This window comes from Flavobacterium microcysteis, from assembly GCF_006385255.1.
Classification (GTDB): Bacteria; Bacteroidota; Bacteroidia; order Flavobacteriales; family Flavobacteriaceae; genus Flavobacterium; species Flavobacterium microcysteis.
Genome location: NZ_VFJE01000054.1, coordinates 359,424 through 382,378, shown reverse-complemented (window position 1 = coordinate 382,378; position 22,955 = coordinate 359,424). Strand labels below are relative to the sequence as shown.

The window sequence follows — 22,955 nt, the reverse complement described above, 5'->3', positions numbered from 1 at the left end:
TAAATCTTTTTATTAATCCTGTTATTGAAGCAGCAGCATTACAACTGCAGTTACTAAAATATTTGCTATCGCCAGTGGAATCAGAATTTTCCATCCCAATCGCATTAGCTGGTCGTAACGGAATCTTGGTATCGTCCATCTTACCCACATAAAGAAGAAGATGAAGAAACAGATTTTTATAAACAATACGACTATTCCAATAATGTTAGCCGGATTTACACCCCAGTTTTGTGTTGCCCATTCCATTCCAGGATAGTTGTAACCTCCAAAATAAAGAACAGACAAAATAGTGGATGAGATAAACATACTTGCGTATTCAGCAAACAAATAGAATCCCATTCTCATCGAAGAATATTCCGTATGGTAACCTCCAATTAATTCGGCTTCACATTCTGCAAGGTCAAAAGGAGTTCTGTTTGTTTCAGCAAAAGAACATACCAGGAAAATAATAAAACCGATAGGCTGATAGAAAACATTCCAGTGCATTCCGCTTTGGTTGGCTGAAATTTCACGCAAGCTCAATGTTCCTTCCATCATCAACAAAGCAATGATTGAAAGTCCCATTGCGATTTCATAAGAAATCATCTGAGAAGCCGCACGCATAGCAGACATCAAAGAGAATTTGTTGTTGGATGCCCAACCTCCAATCATGATTCCATATACTCCAACAGATAATACTCCGAATACATATAAGATAGCAACGTCGATGTCTGTAGCTTGTAAAACAATATCTCTTCCAAACAAATGCAATTTGTCTCCCCACGGAATAACGGCACTTGTCATCAAGGCAACGCTCATGGAAATAGCAGGACCTACTACAAATAAGAATTTGTTAGGCGTATCAGGAAGAAATTCTTCTTTTGAAAATAATTTAAGTCCGTCAGCAAGTGGTTGTAATATTCCACCTTTTCCGGCTCTGTTTGGTCCGATACGGTCTTGAAGCCAGGCAGCAATTTTTCTTTCGGCAAGCGTAGAATACATCGCCATCAACATTGTGATAGCAAAGATTATGACAATAAAAACTCCTTTTTCTATGATTATAGTACTGTCCATCTTATCTAAATATTACCTTCCTTAAATTCCTGCTCCTCTTCTTTAGTCAAAGGAACTGCCGACATACTGATTTTTCTTCTGTCCTGTTCACGACCTTTTAAGATTCCGCTTTCTGTTTCGATAACAACCGTATCTAATTTTCTTGTGTAATTATTTTGGTTGATAACTGAATCTTTTTCGAATTTTCTTGGACCTTCAATTACCCAGTCTTCTACATTTTTATGGTCAAAACGACATTCGTTGCAGATAAATTCTTCTACTTCGTGGAACTCGTCTTTTCTTCCGGTTACCCTTTGGATCTCGTTTCCAAACATCCATACGGTTGTCTTACCACAACATTTATCACAGTTTCTATGTGCATTGAATGGTTTGTTGAACCATACTCTTGACTTGAAACGGAATGTTTTATCTGTTAATGCTCCCACAGGACAAACATCAATCATGTTTCCTGAGAATTCATTGTCGATTGCTTTTGAAATACAGGTCGAAATGTTAGAATGGTCACCTCTGTCCATAACTCCATGAACACGGTTGTCTGTAAGCTGATCTGCAACCATTACACATCTGTAGCACAAAATACAACGGTTCATGTGCAATTGAATGTTCGGGCCTATATCTTCCGGCTCGAAAGTTCTTTTTTCTTCAATATAACGGGTCTGCGATTTTCCATGTTTGAAACTTAGGTTTTGAAGATCACATTCTCCAGCCTGGTCACAAACCGGGCAGTCTAGAGGGTGGTTGATCAACAAAAACTCTGTAACTGATTTTCTGGCTTCCGTAACTCGGTCAGATTTGATGCTGTTTACTTCCATACCATCCATCACTCCTGTGACACATGAAGCCATTAATTTTGGCATTGGCGTAGGATTCGCATCGCTTCCTTTAGAAACTTCAACCAGACAGGCGCGGCATTTTCCGCCAGAACCTTTCAGTTTTGAATAATAGCACATCGTTGGCGGAACCGATTCGCCACCGATCATTCGAGCAGCCTGCAGGATAGTGGTTCCTGGTTCTACTTCTATGGTTTGACCGTCTATTGTTACTTTCATTTTTTTATTCTTGATGAGTATAAAGTCTTAAAGTTGTAATGTCTTTATAACTTTCGACTTATGTCTTTCGACTTTATGACTTTCGACTTTTGACTATATTTAAACTGTTTGCTTTCCAACCAAATGTCTTACCTTTTCAAAAGGCTCATTTACAAAATGGTCTCTGTTTTTTATTTTTTCCGGGAAACGGACATGATATTCAAATTCATCTCTAAAGTGACGGATTGCAGCGGCAACTGGCCAGGCAGCAGCATCACCTAGTGGACAAATTGTGTTTCCTTCAATCTTGCTCTGAATACTCCAAAGCAGGTCAATATCTTCTTCTCGGCCATGACCGTTTTCAATTCTGTGTAATACTTTTTCAAGCCAGCCTGTTCCTTCACGGCAAGGCGAACATTGTCCGCAGCTTTCGTGGTGGTAGAATCTGGAGAAATTCCATGTGTTTCTAACAATACATGCAGTGTCGTTATACACAATAAATCCACCAGAACCTAGCATAGATCCTGTAGCAAATCCACCGTCGCTTAATGATTCGTATGACATCAGACGGTCTTCACCATTTGCAGTCTTATAAATCAAGTTGGCAGGAAGTACAGGAACAGATGATCCTCCAGGAACAAATGCTTTCAAAGGTCTGTCGTCAATCATTCCGCCCAAATATTCGTCAGAATTCATGAACTCATCAACGCTAAGTCCTAATTCGATTTCATAAACGCCAGGATTTTTGATATGTCCTGAAGCAGAAATCAATTTGGTTCCAGTTGATCTTCCAATACCGATTTTAGCATATTCAGCACCCATATTATTGACAATCCATGGCACTGCTGCAATCGATTCTACGTTATTTACTACTGTTGGGTTGGCCCAAAGACCAGAAACAGCAGGGAACGGTGGTTTGATTCGAGGATTTCCTCTTTTTCCTTCCAAAGATTCGATCAATGCCGTTTCTTCGCCACAGATATAGGCACCACCACCACAATGAACATATAAGTCTAAATTGTAGCCGGTTCCTAAAATGTTTTTTCCAAGCCAACCCGCAGCATAAGCTTCTTTGATGGCTCTTTCAAGTATTTTGTACACCCACATATATTCGCCGCGGATGTAGATATAAGATAAGTTTGCTTCTAAGGCATAGCTGGAAGTAATCATTCCTTCAATAAGAAGGTGAGGAATGTATTCCATCAAGAAACGGTCTTTAAAAGTTCCCGGTTCTGATTCGTCGGCATTACAAACCAAATGTCTCGGTTTTCCAGATTTTTTATCGATGAAGCTCCATTTCATTCCAGTAGGGAAACCAGCACCGCCACGACCTCTCAATCCAGAAGTTTTCACTTCTTCAACAACTTCATCCGGGGTCATCGACTTCAGGGCTTTTTCTACAGAAGCATAGCCGCCATTTTGGCGATAGACTTCATAAGTCTTAATCCCAGGAATACTCGCTTTCTCTAATAATATTTTCTTTGACATATTATTTATCGTGTAATATAACCTTGTTATCTCTGCAATCAGCAATAAGCTGGTCGATTTTGTCTTTTGTCAGATTTTCTTGGAAAAAGTCGCCAAGCTGCATCATAGGTGCATAACCACAAGCTCCAAGACATTCAACTCCTCGTACTTCAAACATTCCGTCTGCCGTTGGCTCGCCAACTTTAACGCCTAGTTTGTCACAGGTATAATCCATCAGATTTTCAACACCTCTCAAACAGCAAGGTGAAGTCTGACAGAACTCGAACATATATTTTCCAATCGGTCTTTGGTTGAACATCGTATAAAACGATACGACTTCATAAACCTCAATTGGTTTTATTTCAAGTATTTCAGCAACCTTATCCATCAGTTCAATGCTCAACCAGTTGTCATGTGCGTCTTGAACATCGTGCAAAACAGGCAACAGGGCTGACTTTTTCTTGTCTGCCGGATAATGGCTCAAAAGCTCGTTGATGCGTTCCATCAAGGCTTCTGTGATATTTATTTCTTGTTTGATATGTAAACGTTCCATTTTCTATTTCAGATTTTTGATTTCAGATTCGAATCTGACATTCAAAATTTATACTCCTAAATATATTTTTTGACTTCTGATTTTAGATTTATGATTTTTGATTTCTGTGGCCTCAAACCCTAAATCTTAAATCTTAAATCCCAAATCCTAAATCTCTATGCGTCTAATTCTCCTGCAATTACGTTCAAACTTGATAGCGTAGCAATTGCATCTGAAAGCATCTGACCTTTTACCATTTCATTGAATGCCTGATAATAAATAAAGCATGGTCTTCTGAAATGTAGTCTGTAAGGTGTTCTGCTTCCGTCGGTTATCAGATAGAATCCTAATTCACCATTACCACCTTCAACAGGATGGTATACTTCTGTTACCGGAACAGGAATTTCTCCCATAACGATTTTGAAGTGGTAAATCAAAGCTTCCATTGTAGTATAAACGTCTTCTTTTGGCGGAAGATAATAATCCGGAACATTTGCATGATAAGGTCCTTCCGGCATTTTTGCCAAGGCTTGCTTTATGATGCTGATACTTTCCCAAACTTCTGCATTTCTAACGCAGAAACGGTCATAAGTATCGCCAGATTTTCCAACAGGTATATTAAATTCGAAATCTTCATAAGAACTGTACGGCTGCATAACACGGATGTCATAATCAACACCTGTAGCTCTTAAATTTGGACCTGTAAAACCATAACTCATGGCACGCTCAGCAGAAATAGGGCCTACATCAATAGTCCTATCCATGAAAATCCTGTTACGTGACAGCAAGTTTTCGAATTGTTCCCAAACAGGAGGGAATTCTTCAAGAAATTCGTTGATTTTTTGGAATGCAGCTGGGCTCCATTCTCTTTCAAAACCTCCAATTCTTCCCATGTTGGTCGTTAGCCTAGCACCACAGATTTCCTCGTAGATTTCATAGATTTTTTCCCTGAATTGGAATACATACAAAAAGCCTGTTAAGGCTCCTGTATCAACACCAAGTACCGAGTTGCAAATAATATGGTCGGCAATACGTGCCAATTCCATTATGATTACTCGAAGGTATTGTACTCTTTTAGGGACTTCTATATTTAGCGCTTTTTCCAGAGTCATCCACCATCCCATATTGTTTATAGGAGACGAACAGTAATTCATCCTGTCGGTCAAAGGTGTTATCTGGTAAAAAGGTCTGTTTTCAGCAATTTTTTCGAATGCACGATGTATATAACCCACGGTACCTTCTCCTTCTACGATTCGTTCTCCATCCATTAAAAGAATGTTCTGGAAAATTCCGTGCGTAGCAGGATGCGTAGGGCCTAAGTTCAGAATGGATAGCTCGCTTCCGTCTTCATTCTGTCTTTGTTTGATGATATCGGCATATCGTAATTCTGGTGGTAATAATAAGTCTGACATTATAGATATTATTTCAGTACTATTAGCAATTATCTGTTGTTCTTCCGAAGAAACGGTCGTCTTTGTCGGTTCTTCCGCCATCTTCCAATGGGAATTCTTTTCGCATTGGGAAAGAAACCATTTCATCCATGTTCAAGATTCTTTTCAATTGAGGATGACCTTTGAAAATAATCCCGAAAAAGTCATAGGTTTCTCTTTCTTGCCAATTGGCTCCAAGAAACAGGCTGGTTACCGAATCAATTTCCGGATTTTCACCATTCAAAAAACATTTGATTCGGATTCTGACATTGTCTACCCAGTTATGCATATGGTATACTACGGCAAATTGCCTGTCTGTTTCAGCATCCGGATAATGGATACCGCATAAATCCGTAAGAAAGTTAAAACGCAATGTTTTATCGTCTCTCAGGAATTGCATTACTTCGAGTATTGATGTTGAATCTACTTCAAAAGAAAAAATATCGTGCTGTTGTGCAAAATCGCTTACTATTAATTCGAAATTGTCAACGAGCTTATTTTGTATGTCGGAAGTTTCTAAAGCCATTTTTAAGAAATGTTATAAGAAGCTAGTAATTCTTGATATTCAGGAGAACTTCTTCTCCTTACGGATTCAGATTTTACTAAATCCTGAAGGCGCATTACGCCGTCAAGAATCTGTTCCGGTCTTGGAGGGCATCCAGGTACATAAACATCTACAGGGATTATTTTGTCAATGCCTTGTAATACGGAATACGTATCAAAAATTCCTCCTGAAGATGCACAGGCACCAACAGCAATAACCCATTTTGGTTCTGCCATCTGTTCGTAAACCTGGCGTAAGATTGGAGCCATTTTTTTAGCAATTGTTCCCATAACCAAAAGCATATCTGCCTGGCGTGGTGAAAAGCTCATACGCTCTGATCCAAAGCGTGCAACATCATAATGCGAACCCATTGTTGCCATAAATTCAATACCACAACAAGAAGTAGCAAATGGTAAAGGCCAAAGTGAATTAGCACGGGCAAGTCCAACTACAGTATCTAGTTTTGTAGCGAAAAATCCTGTTCCCTCATATCCTTCAGGAACATCTACCATATTTATTTTTGAATCACTCATTTTTTTAGATTTTAGATTGCAGATTTCAGATTTCTGTGAAGTCCGAAACAAGAATCTGTTTCTTTGTTTTTATAAATTGGGAAAGTCTTAAATCATAATTCCCAAATCAAAAATCATTTATTCCCACTCTAATCCTTTTTTCTTCATAACGTAGTAAAAACCGACTACAAGAAGAGACATAAAGATTGCCATTTTACCTAATCCTGCCCAGCCCATTTCTTTAAAATTCACAGCCCAAGGGTACATGAAAATAACTTCGACGTCGAATAAAACGAATAGGATGGCAACCAAAAAGTACTTTACAGAAAAAGGGATACGGGCGTTTCCTACAGATTCAATCCCGCACTCGAAGTTTTTGTCTTTATTGACAGATTTTCTTCTCGGGCCTAAAAAACTAGAGCCAATAATTGTCATAACTACAAACCCGGTAGCAAGCAAAAATTGCATTAATATAGGGAAATAACTAGTCTGATCCGTACTCATAATGAATTTATTTTATAAAATAGTTACAAATATACGAGCCAATATTGAATTCACAGCCTTAGGGTTTCAATACTATATAGTATTGTCCTTAATTTTAATTTAGAATGAATAAAAATAACAAACAACAAGATTTGTTTATATTATTCGTTTTTTAAATGTTTAAATCAAAATAAATGAAAAATTCATTTTTACTATTAAAAAAATGAATATAATTTAATTTTGTGTTAAATTAAGAGTATAAAAAAACCGCCCCATTTCTGGAGCGGTTAAGTTTTTAGGAAACTAAAAATAGTATGCTATATATTAGTTTTGAAGTACTGCAACTTGTGCAGCTACTTTACCTTTTCTTCCTTCTTCTTCTTCGTAAGATACTCTATCTCCCTCGCGAAGTTCTTCCGCTTTGATTCCTGAAGCATGAACGAAAATGTCTTTTCCTGTTTCTTCGTCTACAATGAATCCATATCCTTTGGATTCATTAAAAAATTTAACTGTACCTGTACGCATTGTAATAATAAAAATAATTAATAATGAACAAATGTAGTATTTAATATGATACGAAGTATAATTTTATGTTAATAAATTGAAAAAAAATTATTGAATAAAAAATCTTTTTGTGATTTTTCCCATAATTCAATCATTTGATTTTCAATTTTTAAGCGAAATACCTCATTTTTTTGATTATTTATGATAAAGAAAATCTAAATATTATAAGAATTATTCAAACTCATTAATTCCATAGAGAATCTCTTTCATTTTTGATCCGTTGACTTCTACCGGACGATATGCGATGTTGAATTTATTAATGGCAACATCAATATCATCTTTCAATTTTTTGTATTCTAAAGGAAGCTTTGTTTCGCATTGCTTTTCATTTTCATAACTGTTAAGAATGATTTTGAATTTTTCATAAAACTTGCCTCCCTGATCGATAAAACTGTTGTATTGCGTTATGAACTGGAGAAGCCTGTCTATCGGAAAAATAATGTTGACCTGTGATGAATACAGTTGTGGCCCTTGTTGTGTTTTCAGGTTAGCGAGATAATCATTTGTTTTTAGTTTTACACTTTCCCAATCATCTGATGTTCTGCAGCTTTCCAGCGTATTGGCATATCCGATAGGCTTGGTATATTCTTTAAATAAAGTCTCAATATCGGTTCGGATTTTATCGTTGCTTTTTTGCAGAAAGGCCGTTTCGAAATAAATTGTATTCAGCTCATTTTGCATCCTGAGCGTAAAGTCCAGGATACATTCAATATTCGCAATTTCCTTGTCTTTTTCATCCTTTGAAAGTGAAGAAACCATCAGATTTGAAAATGTTTGTACTATGGAGACGATTGTATTGGTTCCAAGGATAGAGGTGAGGTCAAAGCCCGCCTTTTTATCCTTTCTGTGTTTTACAATTTCTTTGAGTTTTTCATATTCAGGATATTGATTAGGATTCGAAAGTTTGTTGATTTCAGAAAATGTTCTGACCGATGCAAAGTGATGGTCCAAGCTTAAAACCTTTTCATACAAAAGGCGGATAATCTGAAGTCCTTTCAAGTATCTGATTTTGGAAAGATCCTGCATTTCTTCTTTTTTAAGAAATAGGATTTCCTCTTTCAGCAAATCTTTCTGAATTAAGAAATCGACTTTGGATGCAGTTTCTGTAGCATCATAAATTTTAGCCGATATGTCCTGAATACGGAGTTCTTTTTCCCGGATCTTAGGGGCATAATAAGCATTTATCTTTTTCAATTCTATTTGCATTTCCTTGAAGATAGCATTAAACTCGGGGTCGGAGTCATTAGTGAATGCTGATGAAGCCGTAGCAAAAAAAAGGAATGCAACCCATAAGACTGATCGTATCATGACTGTGATTTTTTAGTTTCCTGAAAGTGTCAATTTGATGAGGACATACTCGGAGTTGATTTCTACTGGATAATTTCCGGTAGGAACAATATCTTTTACCGTACTGAGGCTGATTGCTTTTAAGAAATCATGTTCAACGGTGTAAGGAGTAGACATTCTGAACGTAATGTTTTCTCCAGGATGAATGTTTTTTAAGGCTTTGCCTAATAACGCAATTTGCTTCTCTTCTGTCAAGGCTGTTTTTTTAATTCCTATACAAAAAGAACTTTCACCGGTTTTATAGGCATTGGCATTTGAACTTTTTGGATCCTGATTGGTCGGAAACAATTTGCATACTGAGCCGCTCAAAAGACAGTCAGGAAATTGTTTTCCCAAACCATTATCATCAATGGAGATGCTGGGAGGGCTGCTTTGTGCCAGCGACATTCCGGAAAAAAGCAGGGCAGGGAGGTATAAAATTTTTTTCATCTTATTGTTGTTTTAGTTAGGCTCTGAACAATAGTATTCATAACCCTAGGTTAATCATCGTGTTCTTGTTTTGTTTGAAAAGATCAGACTTCTCATAAAAACAATGCATACAAATAATAGATTGATCAGAGCCGTCAAAAGGAAGATTGTTACCATTTTTCTGGGACTGTTGATCTTTTCTCCTTCATTCTTTACATAGCTTATCATTTCGTCATAATTGGATAATTCGATGATAAAGTAGAGGTTGATTAAGTTGACGATGATGATAAGAATTAGTGGTATTTTAGTAGTTAACTTCATATTGATTGATGATATGGTGAAGTTGTTTGTGCTTTTTATTCTTTTAAGATAGGGAGCTTATCTGAAAAGGAAATTCTCTTCCTTTCGTATGTTGAATTTATAAATGCACTATCTGAAATTTCAGATAGTGCATTATGCATGTGTGATAGCGAGGTAGATATATTACATCGTTGTTACAAAACCTCCGCTTCCATCAGAAGCTAGTGTATATCTTCCAGGTTTGATAGAATAACCAGCTGGCAATTCAAGTGCTCTTGTTACATCGTCTGTTAATTTATAAGCTTCCTCAACTACGATAGTGTTTGAACCGAAACGAGCTCTAACTGCTTCAAGACCTTTAGCATCTGCTTTAAAAACTACTCTGCCGGCATCAGTTGTTGATAGTTGGTAAGAAGAAAGATCTCTTGTAGTGATAATAATACAAATCCCATTACCACTACAGCCTCTTGATGCTCTTCCCCATTCAAGGCCAATTACTATGGCAGGTCTTACTGGGTTAGTTTCATTTAGATCACAAGTGTTGTTTGTGTCTTTAATTGTGTTTGCTTTGATTTCAGTAGCGTTAGCGTTGAAGCTGAACATTGCGATTGCCATTAGGCTGAAGAATAAATTTTTCATAATGTTTGAATTTAAAGGGCATTCCGTCTTAGTTGGTTTTTAGAAGGACGGTTTGCCGGGTTGATTAATAAAATTGATTGTTTTTTTGGTTGAATTTTAAAAAATGGACTATCAGATTTTTTAGATAGTGCCTATTGAATTATAGAAGTAAGTAGTCTGTTACATAGTTGTTACAAAGTTGCCATTTCCGTCAGGTTGCAACGTGTATCTTCCTGCTCTGACAGTATAGTCACCTTGCAATCCAAGTTGTCTTGCTACATCAGCTTCCAATGGATAATCTTCCTCAACTGTGATTGTGTTTGATCCAAAATGGCTTCTAACTGATTCAAGACCTGCAGCATTTGCTTCTAAAACAAGATTTCCTCTGCTGTTTACTGAAGCTTTGAATTGGATATCAATAGTGATAATTATGCGGCATATTCCAAAACCACGACAGCCTTTGGATTTTCTTCCCCAAGTTATTTTTATTGATGTAGTCGCTGTTGGCTGTGTCAAATCTCCAAGATCTGTTGTGTTCTCGATTTTATCAATAGCTGCAGTTGCTATTGTGTTTTCCTTAATTTCACTAGCGTTCGCACTTAAGCTGAACAATGTGATAGCCATTAAGCTGAAGAGTAAATTTTTCATAATTTTTGAATTTAAAGGGCATTCCGCTTTGGTTGGTTAGGAGGCGGTTTTGCCATGGTTGATTAATAAGTTTTTATTGGATTGTTTGTTTTTTATAGAATCCAAACTACATTCTATGAGGTTTTCCGAATTAGGGCATACTAGGGTGATCTCTGATGTTTTTCATGGTCATTTTGGTTGGTTTGGTTGAACTTTATTTACTTAAACTACTTACTTTCAAATTGTTAATTGATGGTGTTTCCGATGGCGCTGATGCTAGCTGCTGTCGTTACGGCCTTTGCCATGTTTTCATTGTCGCCATAAACCGCTCCGGTTATTCCATGATGGATGTCCCATCTTCTTCCTTTCTTACGTTGGTAATTGGCATGTCTGGCAATTGAGCTAGAGGTTAGGATTGTCTTTTTGTCGGTAGCCGTTAGAACAGTGCTTGATGATATGGATGCCTCAAAACCGACAATGTAATCATGGATGCTTTTTGATGTGGTCTGAGCATCTATCATCTGTATCAGGGTAGAAGCCAAGGTTTCTAACTGATTTTTTGCGGTGATGGATAGATTATTATTGTTGCTGATGGCGATATGATAACTTTCTTCAGTGGTCAGAATCCAACTAATGTTGTTGTAAGCTATTGGCGAATAGCTGTTGTTTTTCATAGGAGCGAAGTCGGAAAAACCATTTGCAATAGATTCAATATCAAATATGATTTGAGATGGGGTTGTAGTCGTAGGAACATTGGCATTATACTGCTCAAGAATCTGTCGGTATAGAATCCCTGCTTGATCATAAGGATTAGCAGCATTTTGTGGACTCCAGTTTCCTGGATTTTCTTTTTTATGATTTATAGATGCTGACGCATTGGATTGCGATGCTTCCATTTCGATGTCCTCATCCGTAGAACATGACAAAAATGTTAATGATAAAAACAGGGATAATGATAATAACTTTTTCATGAGAGTGGGGGTGTTAGGTTTGTTGTTAAACTATCTTGCTCTTCAGTTCATTTTTGCCTAGACATTGAACTTTCGATTTTTCATCCCTTTCAAAAAATTGCTTCAGGATTTCGTTGACAAAGCTATCTTGCGAATTTGCCGTTTGCAAGCGCATATGGTACGAATTCACGAAAAACGCACTACGAATTCATGAATTCGTAGTGCGTTTTTTGTCAATTAATTAACTGTAAATCAGTTAATTATATTTTTAAAGGTAAATTTTCAATCTACCATTTAGATCAAGTTATCCGACAGATTAAAAAACGGATTTTTTTAACGTTTTTATTTATTTTTATGCTACATTTATGACTCTTTACTTATTTGAATATACTATGCAAATCAAAAAACAGCAGAAATTTCTTATGACAAATAAGTCCAGTATTTTCTTGATACTCTTTTTGGTATTACAATTTCCTGTTTTTTCTCAGCAAAAAGGATTTTATCTGCCAGATTCCTTAAAAGAGAAATCCTATGACTACCTTAATAATAAGATCGATCTTTATGAAGAAGATACTGTAAGGGCACTCTTTTATTTAGATTCTTATTTGTCAAAGGCAAAATTGGAAAACAATCTGAATGAGGCTGTCAATGCCTATTCCAATGCTATCTTTTTTGTGTCTGACAGTCTGAAACCTGTATATGCAGATAGTATAGTGGCCGCTGCAATGATGACTAATGATGCTCCGGTTATTGGCTCTGCTTATATTTCAAAAGGGAATTTTTATTATTCCATCAAAGATTATGTCCAGGCCTTGAATTTTTACCTGAAAGCAAGCGACTATATTTCCAATTCCAATGATAATTATCTCAAATATGAACTCAAATACCATATAGCCGGAATCAAAATACATTTGGGATTCAATGATGAAGCTCTGGTCTTGCTAAAAGAATGTGTTGATTTTTTTAAAAAGTATGATGAATACGATTATCAGAGAGGTTATCTGAATTCGTTGCATTCTTTAGGATTGGTCTATAACCGACTTGGAAAATATGACTTAAGTACAGAAACCAATGAATTTGCATTAAAAGAAGCCAAGCGGCTGAATGTAGAGCTGACACAGAATTATATTGTCCATTCTGAAGGAATCAATCAATATTTCAAAAAAAACTATTCTAAAGCGATTCAGAATATCCAACAAGCATTACCGGCAATCATAAGGAACAATGACTTTGCTAATGAAACAGTAGGCTATTTTTATATAGGAAAATGTTACTGGGATCAAGGCCAACAGGAAAAGGCGCTCCCCTATTTTAAAAAAGTGGACCGTGTTTTTTCCGAAAAAAAATACATACGCCCTGATTTGAGGGAAAATTATGAACTATTGGTTGGCTATTATAAAGAAAAAGGAGATGTAAAAAACCAGCTTTATTACATCAATAGGCTGATGAAGGCAGACAGTGTGCTTAACACGAATTTCAAATATATGTCTGGAAAAATTCATAAAGAATATGATACTAAAGCACTTCGACAGGCCAAGCAGGAAATTGAAAAACAATTGGCTGGCAAGGAGAAAACTACTTTATTATTGTATTTTTCATTAGCTGTTTTTTTCTTTTTGACATTGTATTTCTTCTACCGCTATTATAGTAACCAGAAACTCTATCGTCAAAAATTTGAAGAATTGATGGGAGCCGAAAAAGAAAAACCTAAAGCTATAGTTGTTGAAAAAGAAGATGAAGAGAAAAAGGGACTTGACATCAACCCAGACGTTGTTGCATTGATATTAAAGGAACTTGAGAAATTTGAAAATCGCAAAAAGTTTCTAGAAAAAGATCTGACTTTGGTCAATTTGGCATCAGCATTCAATACGAATTCCAATTATCTTTCTAAAGTTATAAACCACTATCGGAATAAAAACTATAATACTTATCTGAATGATTTACGCATCGACTATATTGTCGAACTTTTAAAAAGTCAGTCCAGATATCGCAATTATACAATCAAAGCACTTGCAGATGAATCGGGATTTAGCACTCCGCAGCATTTTTCAAAGGCTTTTTTTGCTTCTACAGGCATTTATCCTTCCTACTTTTTGAATGAGCTCAATAAAGAACAGATATAAAAAAGCCCCGATTTCGGGGCTTTTTTTATTATTTAAGTCGGATGTGAAGTTCTTCCAATTGTTTGTTGTCAATTGCGGAAGGAGCATCAATCATTACGTCGCGTCCTGAATTGTTTTTAGGGAAAGCAATAAAGTCACGGATGGTTTCTTGTCCTCCTAAAATAGCAACCAATCTGTCCAATCCAAAGGCCAAACCTCCGTGTGGTGGAGCTCCAAATTGGAAAGCATCCATCAAGAATCCGAATTGGTTTCGGGCTTCTTCTTCGGTAAAACCAAGATATTTGAACATGAGCTGTTGTGTCGCCTTATCATGAATTCTGATTGAACCACCTCCAATTTCGTTTCCGTTCAAAACCATATCGTAAGCATTAGCTCTTACATTACCTGGTTCAGTTTCAAGCAAGGCAATGTCTTCCGGTTTTGGAGATGTAAATGGGTGGTGCATCGCATGATATCTGCCACTTTCTTCGTCAAATTCTAACAATGGGAAATCTACTACCCAAAGCGGAGCAAAAACTTCTGGATTTCTTAATCCCAAACGAGTTGCCAATTCCATTCTCAAAGCACTTAATTGCGCTCTTGTTTTGTTTGCAGGACCGGAAAGAACCAAGATCAGGTCGCCTGGTTTAGCACCAGTAACTTTTGCCCAGTTCTGCAAATCATCCTGATCGTAGAATTTATCTACAGATGATTTAATGCTTCCGTCAAGTTCGTATTTGGCGTATACCATTCCGGTAGCGCCTACTTGTGGTCGTTTTACCCAATCAATCAGGTTATCGATTTCTTTTCTGGTATATGAAGCGCAACCAGGAGCTGCAATTCCCACTACAAGTTCAGCGCTGTTAAAAACGGCAAACTCTTTATGTTGTGCTACTTCGTTCAATTCGCCAAATTCCATACCGAAACGAATATCCGGTTTGTCATTACCGTACGTTTTCATGGCATAATCATAAGTAATCCTTGGGAATTTATCCACTTCAATTCCTTTGATTTCTTTCAGCAAGTGGCGAGTCAGTCCTTCAAAAACATTCAAGATGTCTTCCTGTTCCACAAAAGCCATTTCGCAGTCAATCTGTGTAAACTCAGGTTGTCTGTCGGCTCTTAAATCCTCATCACGGAAACATTTCACGATTTGGAAATATTTATCCATACCGCCAACCATCAACAGCTGTTTAAAAGTCTGAGGCGATTGAGGCAAAGCATAAAATTGTCCTTCGTTCATTCTTGACGGCACCACAAAATCACGAGCTCCTTCAGGAGTCGATTTGATCAGGTAAGGCGTCTCAATTTCACAGAAGTCTAAGTCTGAAAGATATTTTCGAACTTCCATAGACACTTTATGACGGAAAAGCAAGCTGTTTTTTACAGGATTTCTTCTGATATCCAGATAACGGTATTTCATTCTGATATCTTCACCGCCGTCTGTTTCGTCTTCAATCGTAAATGGCGGGGTCAATGCGGCATTCAAAAGGCTTAATTCTGAAACTAAAATTTCAATATCGCCAGTTGACATATTTTTGTTTTTTGATTCTCTCTCAATAACAGTTCCTTTTACCTGAATGACAAATTCCCTGCCCAATGTTTTAGCCATTTCAAAAACAGCAGCATCGGTTCTTTCTGAATCAAAAATCAATTGTGTAATTCCGTAGCGGTCGCGCAGGTCAACCCAGATCATAAAACCCTTATCACGTGTTTTTTGAACCCAGCCCGCAAGCGTAACTTCTGTATTAATATGTGAAGCATTTAATTCTCCACAATTATGACTTCTATACATTATCAAAATTTTAGATGGCAAATTTAGTGATAATTGTCAATTATGAATTATGATTTTTAAATTATAAAGAGTGGAAAAAATAAAATTTATATAGGTATAACCGTAGTTCTTTGCGCTTTTTGCCTCTTAATTCAGTTTAGGACAATGGTGAATGTTTTTTTTTGACGATTTTGGGAATGCCAATGTTTATAAGGCTTAAGAGAATTCCAATGTTAAGTTTTCATTCAATGTTATCAAATTGTTAAGTTAAAGTTTTTTAATTGTAAAGGAATAATTATATTTGTTAGAGAATTGTAAATAACTAAAAAAGACAGAATTATGAAAAAGTGTTTGATTATGGCAGTGATGCTGATTTCTGGAGTTGTTTTTGCGCAAAAGGCGGATCATAAATATGAAGTTGTAGACAATATGGTAAAAGCTACCTATTTTTATGATAATGGAAAAGTAATGCAAGAAGGATTCTATAAGGATGGGAAAGTTCACGGAAAATGGATTTCTTATGACGAAGCAGGAAACAAAAAATCTTTAGGAGAATATAATAACGGTGCAAAAACCGGAAAATGGTTTTTTTGGACAGATAATAATTTAAGTGAAGTTGATTATTCTGATAGCAGAGTTGCTGCAGTTAAAAGCTGGAAGCAGGATGCTCTTGCAAACAGAAATTAAATCTGATTATCTTTCAAAAGAAAAATCCATTAGTAAATGCTAATGGATTTTTTTTGTTCTTATTTTAAACTCCTGTCACTGCTTTTTCCAGAACCGATTTCCTTAAAAGAAGCAATAATCTTGTCCATAGGTTCCCTGAATTTATCTTTGCTGCTTTCTATAGTCCAAATTACAATCTGATAAAAATGATTTTTGCCTTCAACATAGGCAATATCATAAAAAATAGGGATTTCATCCATTTTTCCGGTCAGCGAAAAAGTTTTTGCATTTAGTCCATTGATATGAGTGTCTTTTGTGTCTGTAAAAGCTGCTTCTTTAAGAGAAGCTTCTAAGCTGCCTCTCAGGATTTGTGAGTAGCCATTAAAATCAGGAGAAAACTCGGCTGTAGTCTTTGCTGCATCCATAAATTCCTGTTTTGGCTCGTCAATAATTACCACATAAAATTCCTTGAAAGCGTTTTGATATTGCAATGAGGCCTGATTATGAAGTCCCTTAGCTTCCGAAAGAAAGGAAGGCAATTCTACAGAATATTTGTTTTTTACTGTTATGGTTTCGGTCTTGTCAGAGGTGCAGGAAAACAAGGAAACAAAAAGACAGAGTGCAATTATTTTTTTCATAACATGGAATTTTTACTGCAATATAAAAAATGTGGTCGAGATTTATTCTTGTCAGGCAAGAAAATAAGCTTTGTATGCTCCAAAAAAAATCCCGACTGATGGTGTTCAGCCGGGAAATTTCAAGGTTAATTCGTTTTTGGAACGATTTTTTAAGAGTGTTTTGCGGTAAATCCGTCGTCGCTCAATTCTTTGTGCTCATAATCGGCTACCATCAATTCCTCATATTTTGTAGGCTCTTTGCCTTTGTTAAATCTTGCAATCAGGCTGTCAAAAATAGCATATACAACAGGAACGATAATCAAGGTCAGGAATAACGAACTGATCAATCCTCCAATAATTACCCAAGCCAGACCGTTGTTCATCTCGGCAGCAGCTCCAGAAGCCAATGCAATAGGCACCATACCGAAAACCATCGCAATCGTCGTCATCAAAATCGGACGAAGTCGGGCATGGTTCGCCTGAATCAATGCCATATAAGTCGTTTCACCTTCGGCTTTTCTGTGGTTTGCGAAATCGACAAGAAGAATCGCATTTTTACAAACCAGACCAATAAGCATGATTACCCCTAAAATCGTAAAGATATTCAACGAGTTGTTAGTCAACGCCAGCGCCATCAATGCTCCGATAAAGGATAATGGTATAGAGAACAAGACCACAAACGGATAAACAAAACTGTTATACAAGGCTACCATTACAAGGTAAACTAAAATAATAGCGGCCAATAAAGCGATTCCTAATGTACCGAAACCTTCAGCCTGGTTTTCCATATCACCACCCCAAACATAACTTACTCCGGTTGGTTTTTCCAGTTTTGAAAACTGTGCTTCCCATTCTGCAGCGACGTCTCCAGAAGGTCTACCAATAGTCTGTGCTTTAATCGACACAGCAGTTGCTTTGTCGCGACGCTCCAGTAAGCTTGGTCCTGAACTTTCTTTAACGCTTGCAAATTGTGATAGTTTGATTTGCTGTCCCATATCGTTGATGAATACCAGGTCGCTAACATTATTAATGTTCGAACGGTCGTATTCGTTAAAACGAATATTGATGTCGTATTCATATTCTCCGGCACGGAACTTAGCATCTGTATTCCCATTAAATGCAGTCTGCATTGTTGTTCCAACTGTTTGTAGCGTCAGTCCTAACGCAGCCATCTTGTCTCTATCAACCTGAACGGCAATTTCCGGGCTACCTTCTTCTACCGAAAGTTTGATTTCTGTAGCTCCTTTGATTTTCATCAATTGTGCTTCTGCTTTTTTAGCAAAGGCTGTTGCACTTTCTAAATCCGGTCCGGTAACCGTCAAGAAAATTGGGGCTTCATCGGCACCACCCATAATACTTACAGGTACAGTTTTGATTTTGGCACCTACGAGAATTTTTTCCAATTCACGCTTCATTTTTGCTGCATAGATATAAGTTCCGTCTTTACGAAGTGATTTGTCAATCAGCTTCACGTCAATTTCTGCTTTGTAAACGGTAGCCTGCGTAGCACCAAAACCTTCACTAGTCTGTCCTACGGTAGTTACAATTTCTTCAATTTCTTTTTTATGTCTCAGATATTCTTCTGCTTTCTGGGCTATAAAGTTGGATTGTTCGATAGAAGCATCTTTTGGCAATTCGATCTGAACAAGGAACTGTCCACGGTCAATTTTAGGGAAGAATTCTCCTCCAATGAAACCGGCACCAACCAATGCAAGCGAACTGAAGAACAATACAACGACAATTGCCAGGGTTGATTTCTTATATTTCAAAGACCATTTTAAAATATCGGTTACTTTATGGGTAAACTTATCAAGACCTCTTTCAAAAGCAAGGATGATTCTTCCAAAAAAGTTTTTGTTTGTAACGTGCTCCAATTTTCCATATCGAGATGAAAGCCAAGGCACGATTGTAAATGATGATAGTAAGGATAATAACGTGGCGATGATAACGGTAACACAGAACTGTGTAATAATGTTAGCAACCAATCCCGTACTCATGGCAATTGGCAAGAATACAACGACGATAACCAATGTAATTGCAGTTACGGTAAATCCGATTTCTGCTGTTCCGTCAAAGGCGGCACGTACTTTGTTTTTACCCATTTCCATGTGGCGATAAATGTTTTCCAATACCACGATGGCATCATCCACAAGAATACCAACAACCAATGAAAGTCCAAGTAAACTCATTAAGTTCAGAGTGTAACCCATCATATAAATCCCGATGAACGTAGCAATCAGGGAAGCCGGAATCGAAACCATTACGATAAAGGCGTTTCTGATACTGTGCAGGAAGAAAAGCATTACGAATGCTACCAGGAATACGGCCAGGAACAAGTCATGGATTACCGAGTCTGCTGCTGCCAGTGTAAATTCAGAAGTATCGTTGGCTACTGAAAGCTTTAAGCCTTCCTTTTCATAATCTTTTTCAATTTTAGCAATAGCAGCATAGGTGTCTTCACTCACTGTTACCGCATTCGCATCAGTCTGCTTGATTACCTGTAATACGATTGCATTTTTGGAATTGACACGAGCAATTTTCTCAACTTCTTTTTGCGAATCCTGAACATCGGCTACATCGCCAAGACGTATTTGAATTCCGTTTTTAGAGGAAATTACAAGATTCCTCATTTCTTCTACATTCTTGTATTTTCCGGCAAGACGAACCAACATCGTAGTTTCTCTTGTTTGGATATTCCCGGTAGGGAAGTCAAGGTTGGAAGACAAGATCATCTGCTGTACCTGTGGAACAGAGATTCCGTAACCTTTTAGCTTGTTTTGGTCAAGACTCACCTGGATTTCTCTTTCTTCACCACCAACTAAGTTCACCTGAGCCACACCTTTTACACGTGAAAGTATCGGTTGGATTTTCTTGTCTAACAAGTCATAAAATGCCACTTCGTCCATTTTTGCAGCGGTTGCACCGATAGTAATTACCGGTAAATCGCTCAAAGAGAATTTAGTTAGGGAAGGCGGATCAACATCTTCTGGCAAATCTTTTTCGATAGCGTTGATTTTCCTTTGGGCATCGTTAAGAGAGTAGTCCGCATCGGCTTCCGGTTCCAGAGTTACCATAACGATAGACAAACTCTCGATAGATTTCGATTCTACTTTCTTTACGTTTTCCAGAGAGGAAACAGCGTCTTCGATTTTTTTGGTTACCGTATTTTCTACTTCCCCCGGAGAAGCTCCAGGATATACAGTAGAAATCGTAACCACGTTTATTTCAAACTTCGGGATCAATTCATAGCTCAATTGGCTGTAGCTAAACAGACCGCCGAGCGTTAGAATGATAAACAACACAATCACAAGGGTTGGTCGTTTGATTGATATTTCTGCTATTTTCATTTTGTAAGTTTAAAGTCTTAAAGTCAAAGGTCATAAAGTCAAAAGAGAGGAAGTCAAAAGTTGTAAAGTCTTAAAGTTGTAAAGCTAAAAGTCGCTTATACCAACTATCCACTATTAACTATCCACTATCAATTATCAACTATGAACTAAACTGTCAACTATTTTATTGGATTTACTTTTGTTCCGTCAGCAAGGTTGATTTGTCCACTAGTGACAACAATTTCACCGTCATTCAAGCCGTCTAATACTTCCACTTTTTCGCCAAAAACACGTCCGGCAACAATCTTTTTCAGTTTTGCAACATTGTTTTCTACAACAAATACCTGATTACTGCTCACACTTCCTACGAAAGCATTTCTAGGGATAATCTTAAGCGGTTTTTGTTGTGTAGCTTTTGAAGTAAATTCAGCCGTTCCGTACATTCCTGCCTTGATTTCATTGTTAGGATTGTTCGTGATTTCGATTTCTACCGGGAAGTTTAATGATTCGTCTGCTTTAGGTGCGATGAAAGTAATTTTTCCAGAGAATTCCTTATCAGGATAAACGCTAACCTTAACTTTAACAACAGATCCTACTTTTAAATCAGGAATTTGATTTTCGCTAACGGCCACTTTCAACTTTAATTTTGAAACGTTAACCAATTCAAACAATTCTGTTCCAGGTGCTACTACAGAACCCGGCTCGATGCTCTTTTTGTTTACGATTCCATTAATAGAAGATTTGATTGTCGCATCTCCGTAGGTAATTTTAGCCTGATCTAGTTTTGCTTTAGCATTGACAAGAGTCAGTTTTGCCTGGTCTAGCTGTTGTTGTGTAACACCGCCAGTTTTGTATGCGTTTTCATAACGTTTGCTGTCTGTTAAAGCATTTTGGTAAGCTGCGTTAGCATTCTGTACATCAATAGACAGTTGGTCTCCTTTGATGATAGCCAAAGTTTGGCCAATTCTCACCTGGCTTCCTTCTTCTACCAAAACTTTGATAACTCTTCCTGAATTTTCTGCAGAGAATTTTAATTCCTGAGAAGGAATGAAATTACCGTTTGCTACGAAATCAGAGTTGATAGCTTCAGTCTTTACCGTTGCGATTCGCACGGCAACTGTAGTGTTTTTTTCAGAAACGATTGCCGTTTCTGCGTCGTTCTTCTTCTTATTATTCATTAAAGTGAAACCGATCAGTCCAAGGACGGCTACTCCAATACCTATATATATTAATTTTTTCATCTTTTGTATGATTGATTTTTAATTGATTAAAGTTTTTAGTTCTCCTTTAGCTTTGATCAGCTGTACTTCAGCTAGCTTGTAATCCAATAAAGCTGAGTTATAATTGTTTTGTGCTTCAACCAGTGAATTCTCAGCATCAAGCAAATCAGTTAGTGTAGCCAGTCCGTTGTAATAATTGTTTTTGGTGTCGCTTAACACTTCTTCAGCCAATCTCACATTCTCTTTCTGATTCTTGATTGTGATAATGCTGTTGTTGATTTGTGTTTTTGAATTCTCATAAGCCAAATCAAGAGACAGTTTTGTTTCCAACATATCTTCTTTAACCTGTTTTATTTCGATGTCTGCCTGACGAACTCTTGCTCTTGTTCCGAATCCGGTAAAGATTGGGATTTTCAAATCCAACCCTATGATGGAATAATCAGACCAGTAAACACCTTCTGAAGAAGACGCTCCCAAAGGCAATTTAGGACCTTGTCCGATATAATTATAGCTTCCGGAAATAGCCAAAGTTGGGTAATACTCAGCAACAATAGATTTTTTCTGATAGTCTAAAAGCTGCTCTTGTTTTTTCAACAATGCATATTCCGTTCTTTGAGTCGAATCAGGCTGTTCTGAAAGCGCAAGAGGCGTGACTTCAAATTCTGTCTGAGGAATCTCGATTATTGTTTCAATAGGCATACCCATATAAAACTTCAAAGAGTTTTCCTGTAGCTGTACATCATTGATCAGTTGTTGGCGTTGCGTATTGATGTTGTGCAACTTTACAGTAATACGATCCAAATCGATTTTTTTCGCAAGCCCGTTATCAAACTGGCCTTTGATAATCTCCTTAACTTTTGTAGTGTTTACAAAGTTACTGTCGATTACAGAAAGCTTTTGTCTTTGTACAAAAACCTGATAGTAATTGTTGGCAACTCTTTCAATTACCTGTTCTTCCGTGAGCTGCTGGTTGATTTGGTAAAACTCACGAGTAGTTCTAGCCGCTTTCAAGCCTGTAAATACCGCCTGGTCAAAAATGTTCTGCGTTAAGCTAACGCCGCCTACTGAACTCCATTTTTGTCCTAAAGGAGCCAAGATGGTAGTGCCCGGTTGTCCAAAAAAGTCACCCGGTAAGGCATTTAATTGCAATATTGGATTGTACGTCACATTTCCATGAGCTGTAATCTGCGGTAAAGCTCTGGAGCGTACTTCTTGGATTTGGTATTCGCTATTTTCTACTTTAAGCTTGGCTTTTTTAGAATCTGCTTTGTTTTCCAAGGCATATTGAATAGCATCTTTTAGCGTTAGCTTTCGGCTTTGTGCCTGAATGCTTTGCGAAAAAATGAATCCAATCAGCAGGATAGCGAGTCTGTTCATACTCTTCATT

At 37.2% G+C, this 22,955-nt stretch carries 22 protein-coding genes; 2 read left to right on the top strand and 20 right to left on the bottom strand.

Annotated elements, in window-relative coordinates; translation table 11 throughout:
* Positions 1-21: 21 nt before the first annotated feature.
* The 15 genes from nuoH to FJA49_RS10670 all read right to left on the bottom strand — a co-directional run bounded on the left by nuoH (position 22) and on the right by FJA49_RS10670 (position 11,884).
* Positions 22-1,053, bottom strand: a complete 1,032-nt coding sequence (gene nuoH / locus FJA49_RS10740; protein ID WP_140000916.1) for an NADH-quinone oxidoreductase subunit NuoH — start codon at positions 1,051-1,053, stop codon at positions 22-24.
* Positions 1,054-1,058: 5 nt separating this feature from the next.
* Positions 1,059-2,102 carry a 2Fe-2S iron-sulfur cluster-binding protein gene (locus FJA49_RS10735; protein WP_140000915.1) on the bottom strand — a complete coding sequence of 348 codons (1,044 nt, stop codon included), beginning with the start codon at positions 2,100-2,102 and terminating at the stop codon, positions 1,059-1,061.
* A gap of 99 nt (positions 2,103-2,201) precedes the next feature.
* Entirely contained in the window at positions 2,202-3,569 is a 1,368-nt protein-coding gene (gene nuoF / locus FJA49_RS10730; RefSeq protein WP_140000914.1) for an NADH-quinone oxidoreductase subunit NuoF, read from the bottom strand.
* Position 3,570: 1 nt separating this feature from the next.
* Entirely contained in the window at positions 3,571-4,101 is a 531-nt protein-coding gene (locus FJA49_RS10725) for a complex I 24 kDa subunit family protein (protein ID WP_140000913.1), read from the bottom strand.
* A 155-nt stretch (positions 4,102-4,256) separates the two neighbouring features.
* Positions 4,257-5,492 (bottom strand): NADH-quinone oxidoreductase subunit D, encoded by a 1,236-nt coding sequence (locus tag FJA49_RS10720; protein ID WP_140000912.1) that lies wholly within the window; start codon positions 5,490-5,492, stop codon positions 4,257-4,259.
* 22 nt (positions 5,493-5,514) lie between these two features.
* On the bottom strand, positions 5,515-6,036 hold the full coding sequence (locus FJA49_RS10715; RefSeq protein WP_140000911.1) for an NADH-quinone oxidoreductase subunit C: 522 nt from the start codon (positions 6,034-6,036) through the stop codon (positions 5,515-5,517).
* Positions 6,037-6,038: 2 nt separating this feature from the next.
* A complete protein-coding gene (locus FJA49_RS10710) occupies positions 6,039-6,587 on the bottom strand; it encodes an NADH-quinone oxidoreductase subunit B (RefSeq protein ID WP_140000910.1) in 549 nt (182 codons plus the stop codon).
* 117 nt (positions 6,588-6,704) lie between these two features.
* On the bottom strand, positions 6,705-7,070 hold the full coding sequence (locus FJA49_RS10705; protein WP_140000909.1) for an NADH-quinone oxidoreductase subunit A: 366 nt from the start codon (positions 7,068-7,070) through the stop codon (positions 6,705-6,707).
* Between the two features lie 303 nt (positions 7,071-7,373).
* Positions 7,374-7,574 carry a cold-shock protein gene (locus FJA49_RS10700; RefSeq protein ID WP_056071739.1) on the bottom strand — a complete coding sequence of 67 codons (201 nt, stop codon included), beginning with the start codon at positions 7,572-7,574 and terminating at the stop codon, positions 7,374-7,376.
* Positions 7,575-7,784: 210 nt separating this feature from the next.
* Positions 7,785-8,921, bottom strand: a complete 1,137-nt coding sequence (locus FJA49_RS10695; protein ID WP_140000908.1) for a hypothetical protein — start codon at positions 8,919-8,921, stop codon at positions 7,785-7,787.
* 12 nt (positions 8,922-8,933) lie between these two features.
* The gene (locus tag FJA49_RS10690) at positions 8,934-9,389 is read right to left on the bottom strand and encodes a hypothetical protein (RefSeq protein WP_140000907.1); all 456 of its coding nucleotides are present in this window, start codon (positions 9,387-9,389) and stop codon (positions 8,934-8,936) included.
* A gap of 54 nt (positions 9,390-9,443) precedes the next feature.
* A complete protein-coding gene (locus FJA49_RS10685; RefSeq protein ID WP_140000906.1) occupies positions 9,444-9,689 on the bottom strand; it encodes a hypothetical protein in 246 nt (81 codons plus the stop codon).
* A gap of 162 nt (positions 9,690-9,851) precedes the next feature.
* The gene (locus FJA49_RS10680) at positions 9,852-10,307 is read right to left on the bottom strand and encodes a hypothetical protein (RefSeq protein WP_140000905.1); all 456 of its coding nucleotides are present in this window, start codon (positions 10,305-10,307) and stop codon (positions 9,852-9,854) included.
* 159 nt (positions 10,308-10,466) lie between these two features.
* A complete protein-coding gene (locus FJA49_RS10675; RefSeq protein ID WP_140000904.1) occupies positions 10,467-10,934 on the bottom strand; it encodes a hypothetical protein in 468 nt (155 codons plus the stop codon).
* A gap of 224 nt (positions 10,935-11,158) precedes the next feature.
* Positions 11,159-11,884 (bottom strand): hypothetical protein, encoded by a 726-nt coding sequence (locus FJA49_RS10670; RefSeq protein WP_140000903.1) that lies wholly within the window; start codon positions 11,882-11,884, stop codon positions 11,159-11,161.
* Between the two features lie 401 nt (positions 11,885-12,285).
* On the opposite strand from FJA49_RS10670, the gene FJA49_RS10665 reads away from it, so the two are divergent.
* On the top strand, positions 12,286-13,986 hold the full coding sequence (locus FJA49_RS10665; protein ID WP_158629477.1) for an AraC family transcriptional regulator: 1,701 nt from the start codon (positions 12,286-12,288) through the stop codon (positions 13,984-13,986).
* A 28-nt stretch (positions 13,987-14,014) separates the two neighbouring features.
* Here the strand turns inward: FJA49_RS10665 and aspS are convergent, their stop codons facing one another.
* Positions 14,015-15,760 (bottom strand): aspartate--tRNA ligase, encoded by a 1,746-nt coding sequence (gene aspS, locus FJA49_RS10660; protein WP_140000901.1) that lies wholly within the window; start codon positions 15,758-15,760, stop codon positions 14,015-14,017.
* Between the two features lie 318 nt (positions 15,761-16,078).
* Here aspS and FJA49_RS10655 point away from each other — a divergent pair, with 318 nt between their 5' ends.
* Positions 16,079-16,426: a toxin-antitoxin system YwqK family antitoxin gene (locus tag FJA49_RS10655; protein WP_140000900.1), complete on the top strand. Its 348-nt coding sequence runs from the start codon at positions 16,079-16,081 to the stop codon at positions 16,424-16,426.
* A 59-nt stretch (positions 16,427-16,485) separates the two neighbouring features.
* Here FJA49_RS10655 and FJA49_RS10650 read toward each other — a convergent pair whose 3' ends face one another.
* From FJA49_RS10650 to FJA49_RS10635, 4 genes are all read right to left on the bottom strand, one after another.
* Positions 16,486-17,043, bottom strand: coding sequence for a hypothetical protein (locus tag FJA49_RS10650; protein WP_140000899.1), 558 nt, complete (start codon positions 17,041-17,043; stop codon positions 16,486-16,488).
* A gap of 149 nt (positions 17,044-17,192) precedes the next feature.
* A complete protein-coding gene (locus FJA49_RS10645; protein WP_140000898.1) occupies positions 17,193-20,369 on the bottom strand; it encodes an efflux RND transporter permease subunit in 3,177 nt (1,058 codons plus the stop codon).
* Positions 20,370-20,527: 158 nt separating this feature from the next.
* A complete protein-coding gene (locus FJA49_RS10640) occupies positions 20,528-21,589 on the bottom strand; it encodes an efflux RND transporter periplasmic adaptor subunit (RefSeq protein ID WP_140000897.1) in 1,062 nt (353 codons plus the stop codon).
* A gap of 18 nt (positions 21,590-21,607) precedes the next feature.
* Positions 21,608-22,954 carry a TolC family protein gene (locus tag FJA49_RS10635; RefSeq protein WP_449404270.1) on the bottom strand — a complete coding sequence of 449 codons (1,347 nt, stop codon included), beginning with the start codon at positions 22,952-22,954 and terminating at the stop codon, positions 21,608-21,610.
* Position 22,955: the final 1 nt, after the last annotated feature.

Coding starts and splice junctions, on each gene's coding strand:
- nuoH (WP_140000916.1), bottom strand. CDS start 1,053: ATGGACAGTACTATAATCATAGAAAAAGGAGTTTTTATTGTCATAATC.
- FJA49_RS10735 (WP_140000915.1), bottom strand. CDS start 2,102: ATGAAAGTAACAATAGACGGTCAAACCATAGAAGTAGAACCAGGAACC.
- nuoF (WP_140000914.1), bottom strand. CDS start 3,569: ATGTCAAAGAAAATATTATTAGAGAAAGCGAGTATTCCTGGGATTAAG.
- FJA49_RS10725 (WP_140000913.1), bottom strand. CDS start 4,101: ATGGAACGTTTACATATCAAACAAGAAATAAATATCACAGAAGCCTTG.
- FJA49_RS10720 (WP_140000912.1), bottom strand. CDS start 5,492: ATGTCAGACTTATTATTACCACCAGAATTACGATATGCCGATATCATC.
- FJA49_RS10715 (WP_140000911.1), bottom strand. CDS start 6,036: ATGGCTTTAGAAACTTCCGACATACAAAATAAGCTCGTTGACAATTTC.
- FJA49_RS10710 (WP_140000910.1), bottom strand. CDS start 6,587: ATGAGTGATTCAAAAATAAATATGGTAGATGTTCCTGAAGGATATGAG.
- FJA49_RS10705 (WP_140000909.1), bottom strand. CDS start 7,070: ATGAGTACGGATCAGACTAGTTATTTCCCTATATTAATGCAATTTTTG.
- FJA49_RS10700 (WP_056071739.1), bottom strand. CDS start 7,574: ATGCGTACAGGTACAGTTAAATTTTTTAATGAATCCAAAGGATATGGA.
- FJA49_RS10695 (WP_140000908.1), bottom strand. CDS start 8,921: ATGATACGATCAGTCTTATGGGTTGCATTCCTTTTTTTTGCTACGGCT.
- FJA49_RS10690 (WP_140000907.1), bottom strand. CDS start 9,389: ATGAAAAAAATTTTATACCTCCCTGCCCTGCTTTTTTCCGGAATGTCG.
- FJA49_RS10685 (WP_140000906.1), bottom strand. CDS start 9,689: ATGAAGTTAACTACTAAAATACCACTAATTCTTATCATCATCGTCAAC.
- FJA49_RS10680 (WP_140000905.1), bottom strand. CDS start 10,307: ATGAAAAATTTATTCTTCAGCCTAATGGCAATCGCAATGTTCAGCTTC.
- FJA49_RS10675 (WP_140000904.1), bottom strand. CDS start 10,934: ATGAAAAATTTACTCTTCAGCTTAATGGCTATCACATTGTTCAGCTTA.
- FJA49_RS10670 (WP_140000903.1), bottom strand. CDS start 11,884: ATGAAAAAGTTATTATCATTATCCCTGTTTTTATCATTAACATTTTTG.
- FJA49_RS10665 (WP_158629477.1), top strand. CDS start 12,286: ATGACAAATAAGTCCAGTATTTTCTTGATACTCTTTTTGGTATTACAA.
- aspS (WP_140000901.1), bottom strand. CDS start 15,760: ATGTATAGAAGTCATAATTGTGGAGAATTAAATGCTTCACATATTAAT.
- FJA49_RS10655 (WP_140000900.1), top strand. CDS start 16,079: ATGAAAAAGTGTTTGATTATGGCAGTGATGCTGATTTCTGGAGTTGTT.
- FJA49_RS10650 (WP_140000899.1), bottom strand. CDS start 17,043: ATGAAAAAAATAATTGCACTCTGTCTTTTTGTTTCCTTGTTTTCCTGC.
- FJA49_RS10645 (WP_140000898.1), bottom strand. CDS start 20,369: ATGAAAATAGCAGAAATATCAATCAAACGACCAACCCTTGTGATTGTG.
- FJA49_RS10640 (WP_140000897.1), bottom strand. CDS start 21,589: ATGAAAAAATTAATATATATAGGTATTGGAGTAGCCGTCCTTGGACTG.
- FJA49_RS10635 (WP_449404270.1), bottom strand. CDS start 22,954: ATGAAGAGTATGAACAGACTCGCTATCCTGCTGATTGGATTCATTTTT.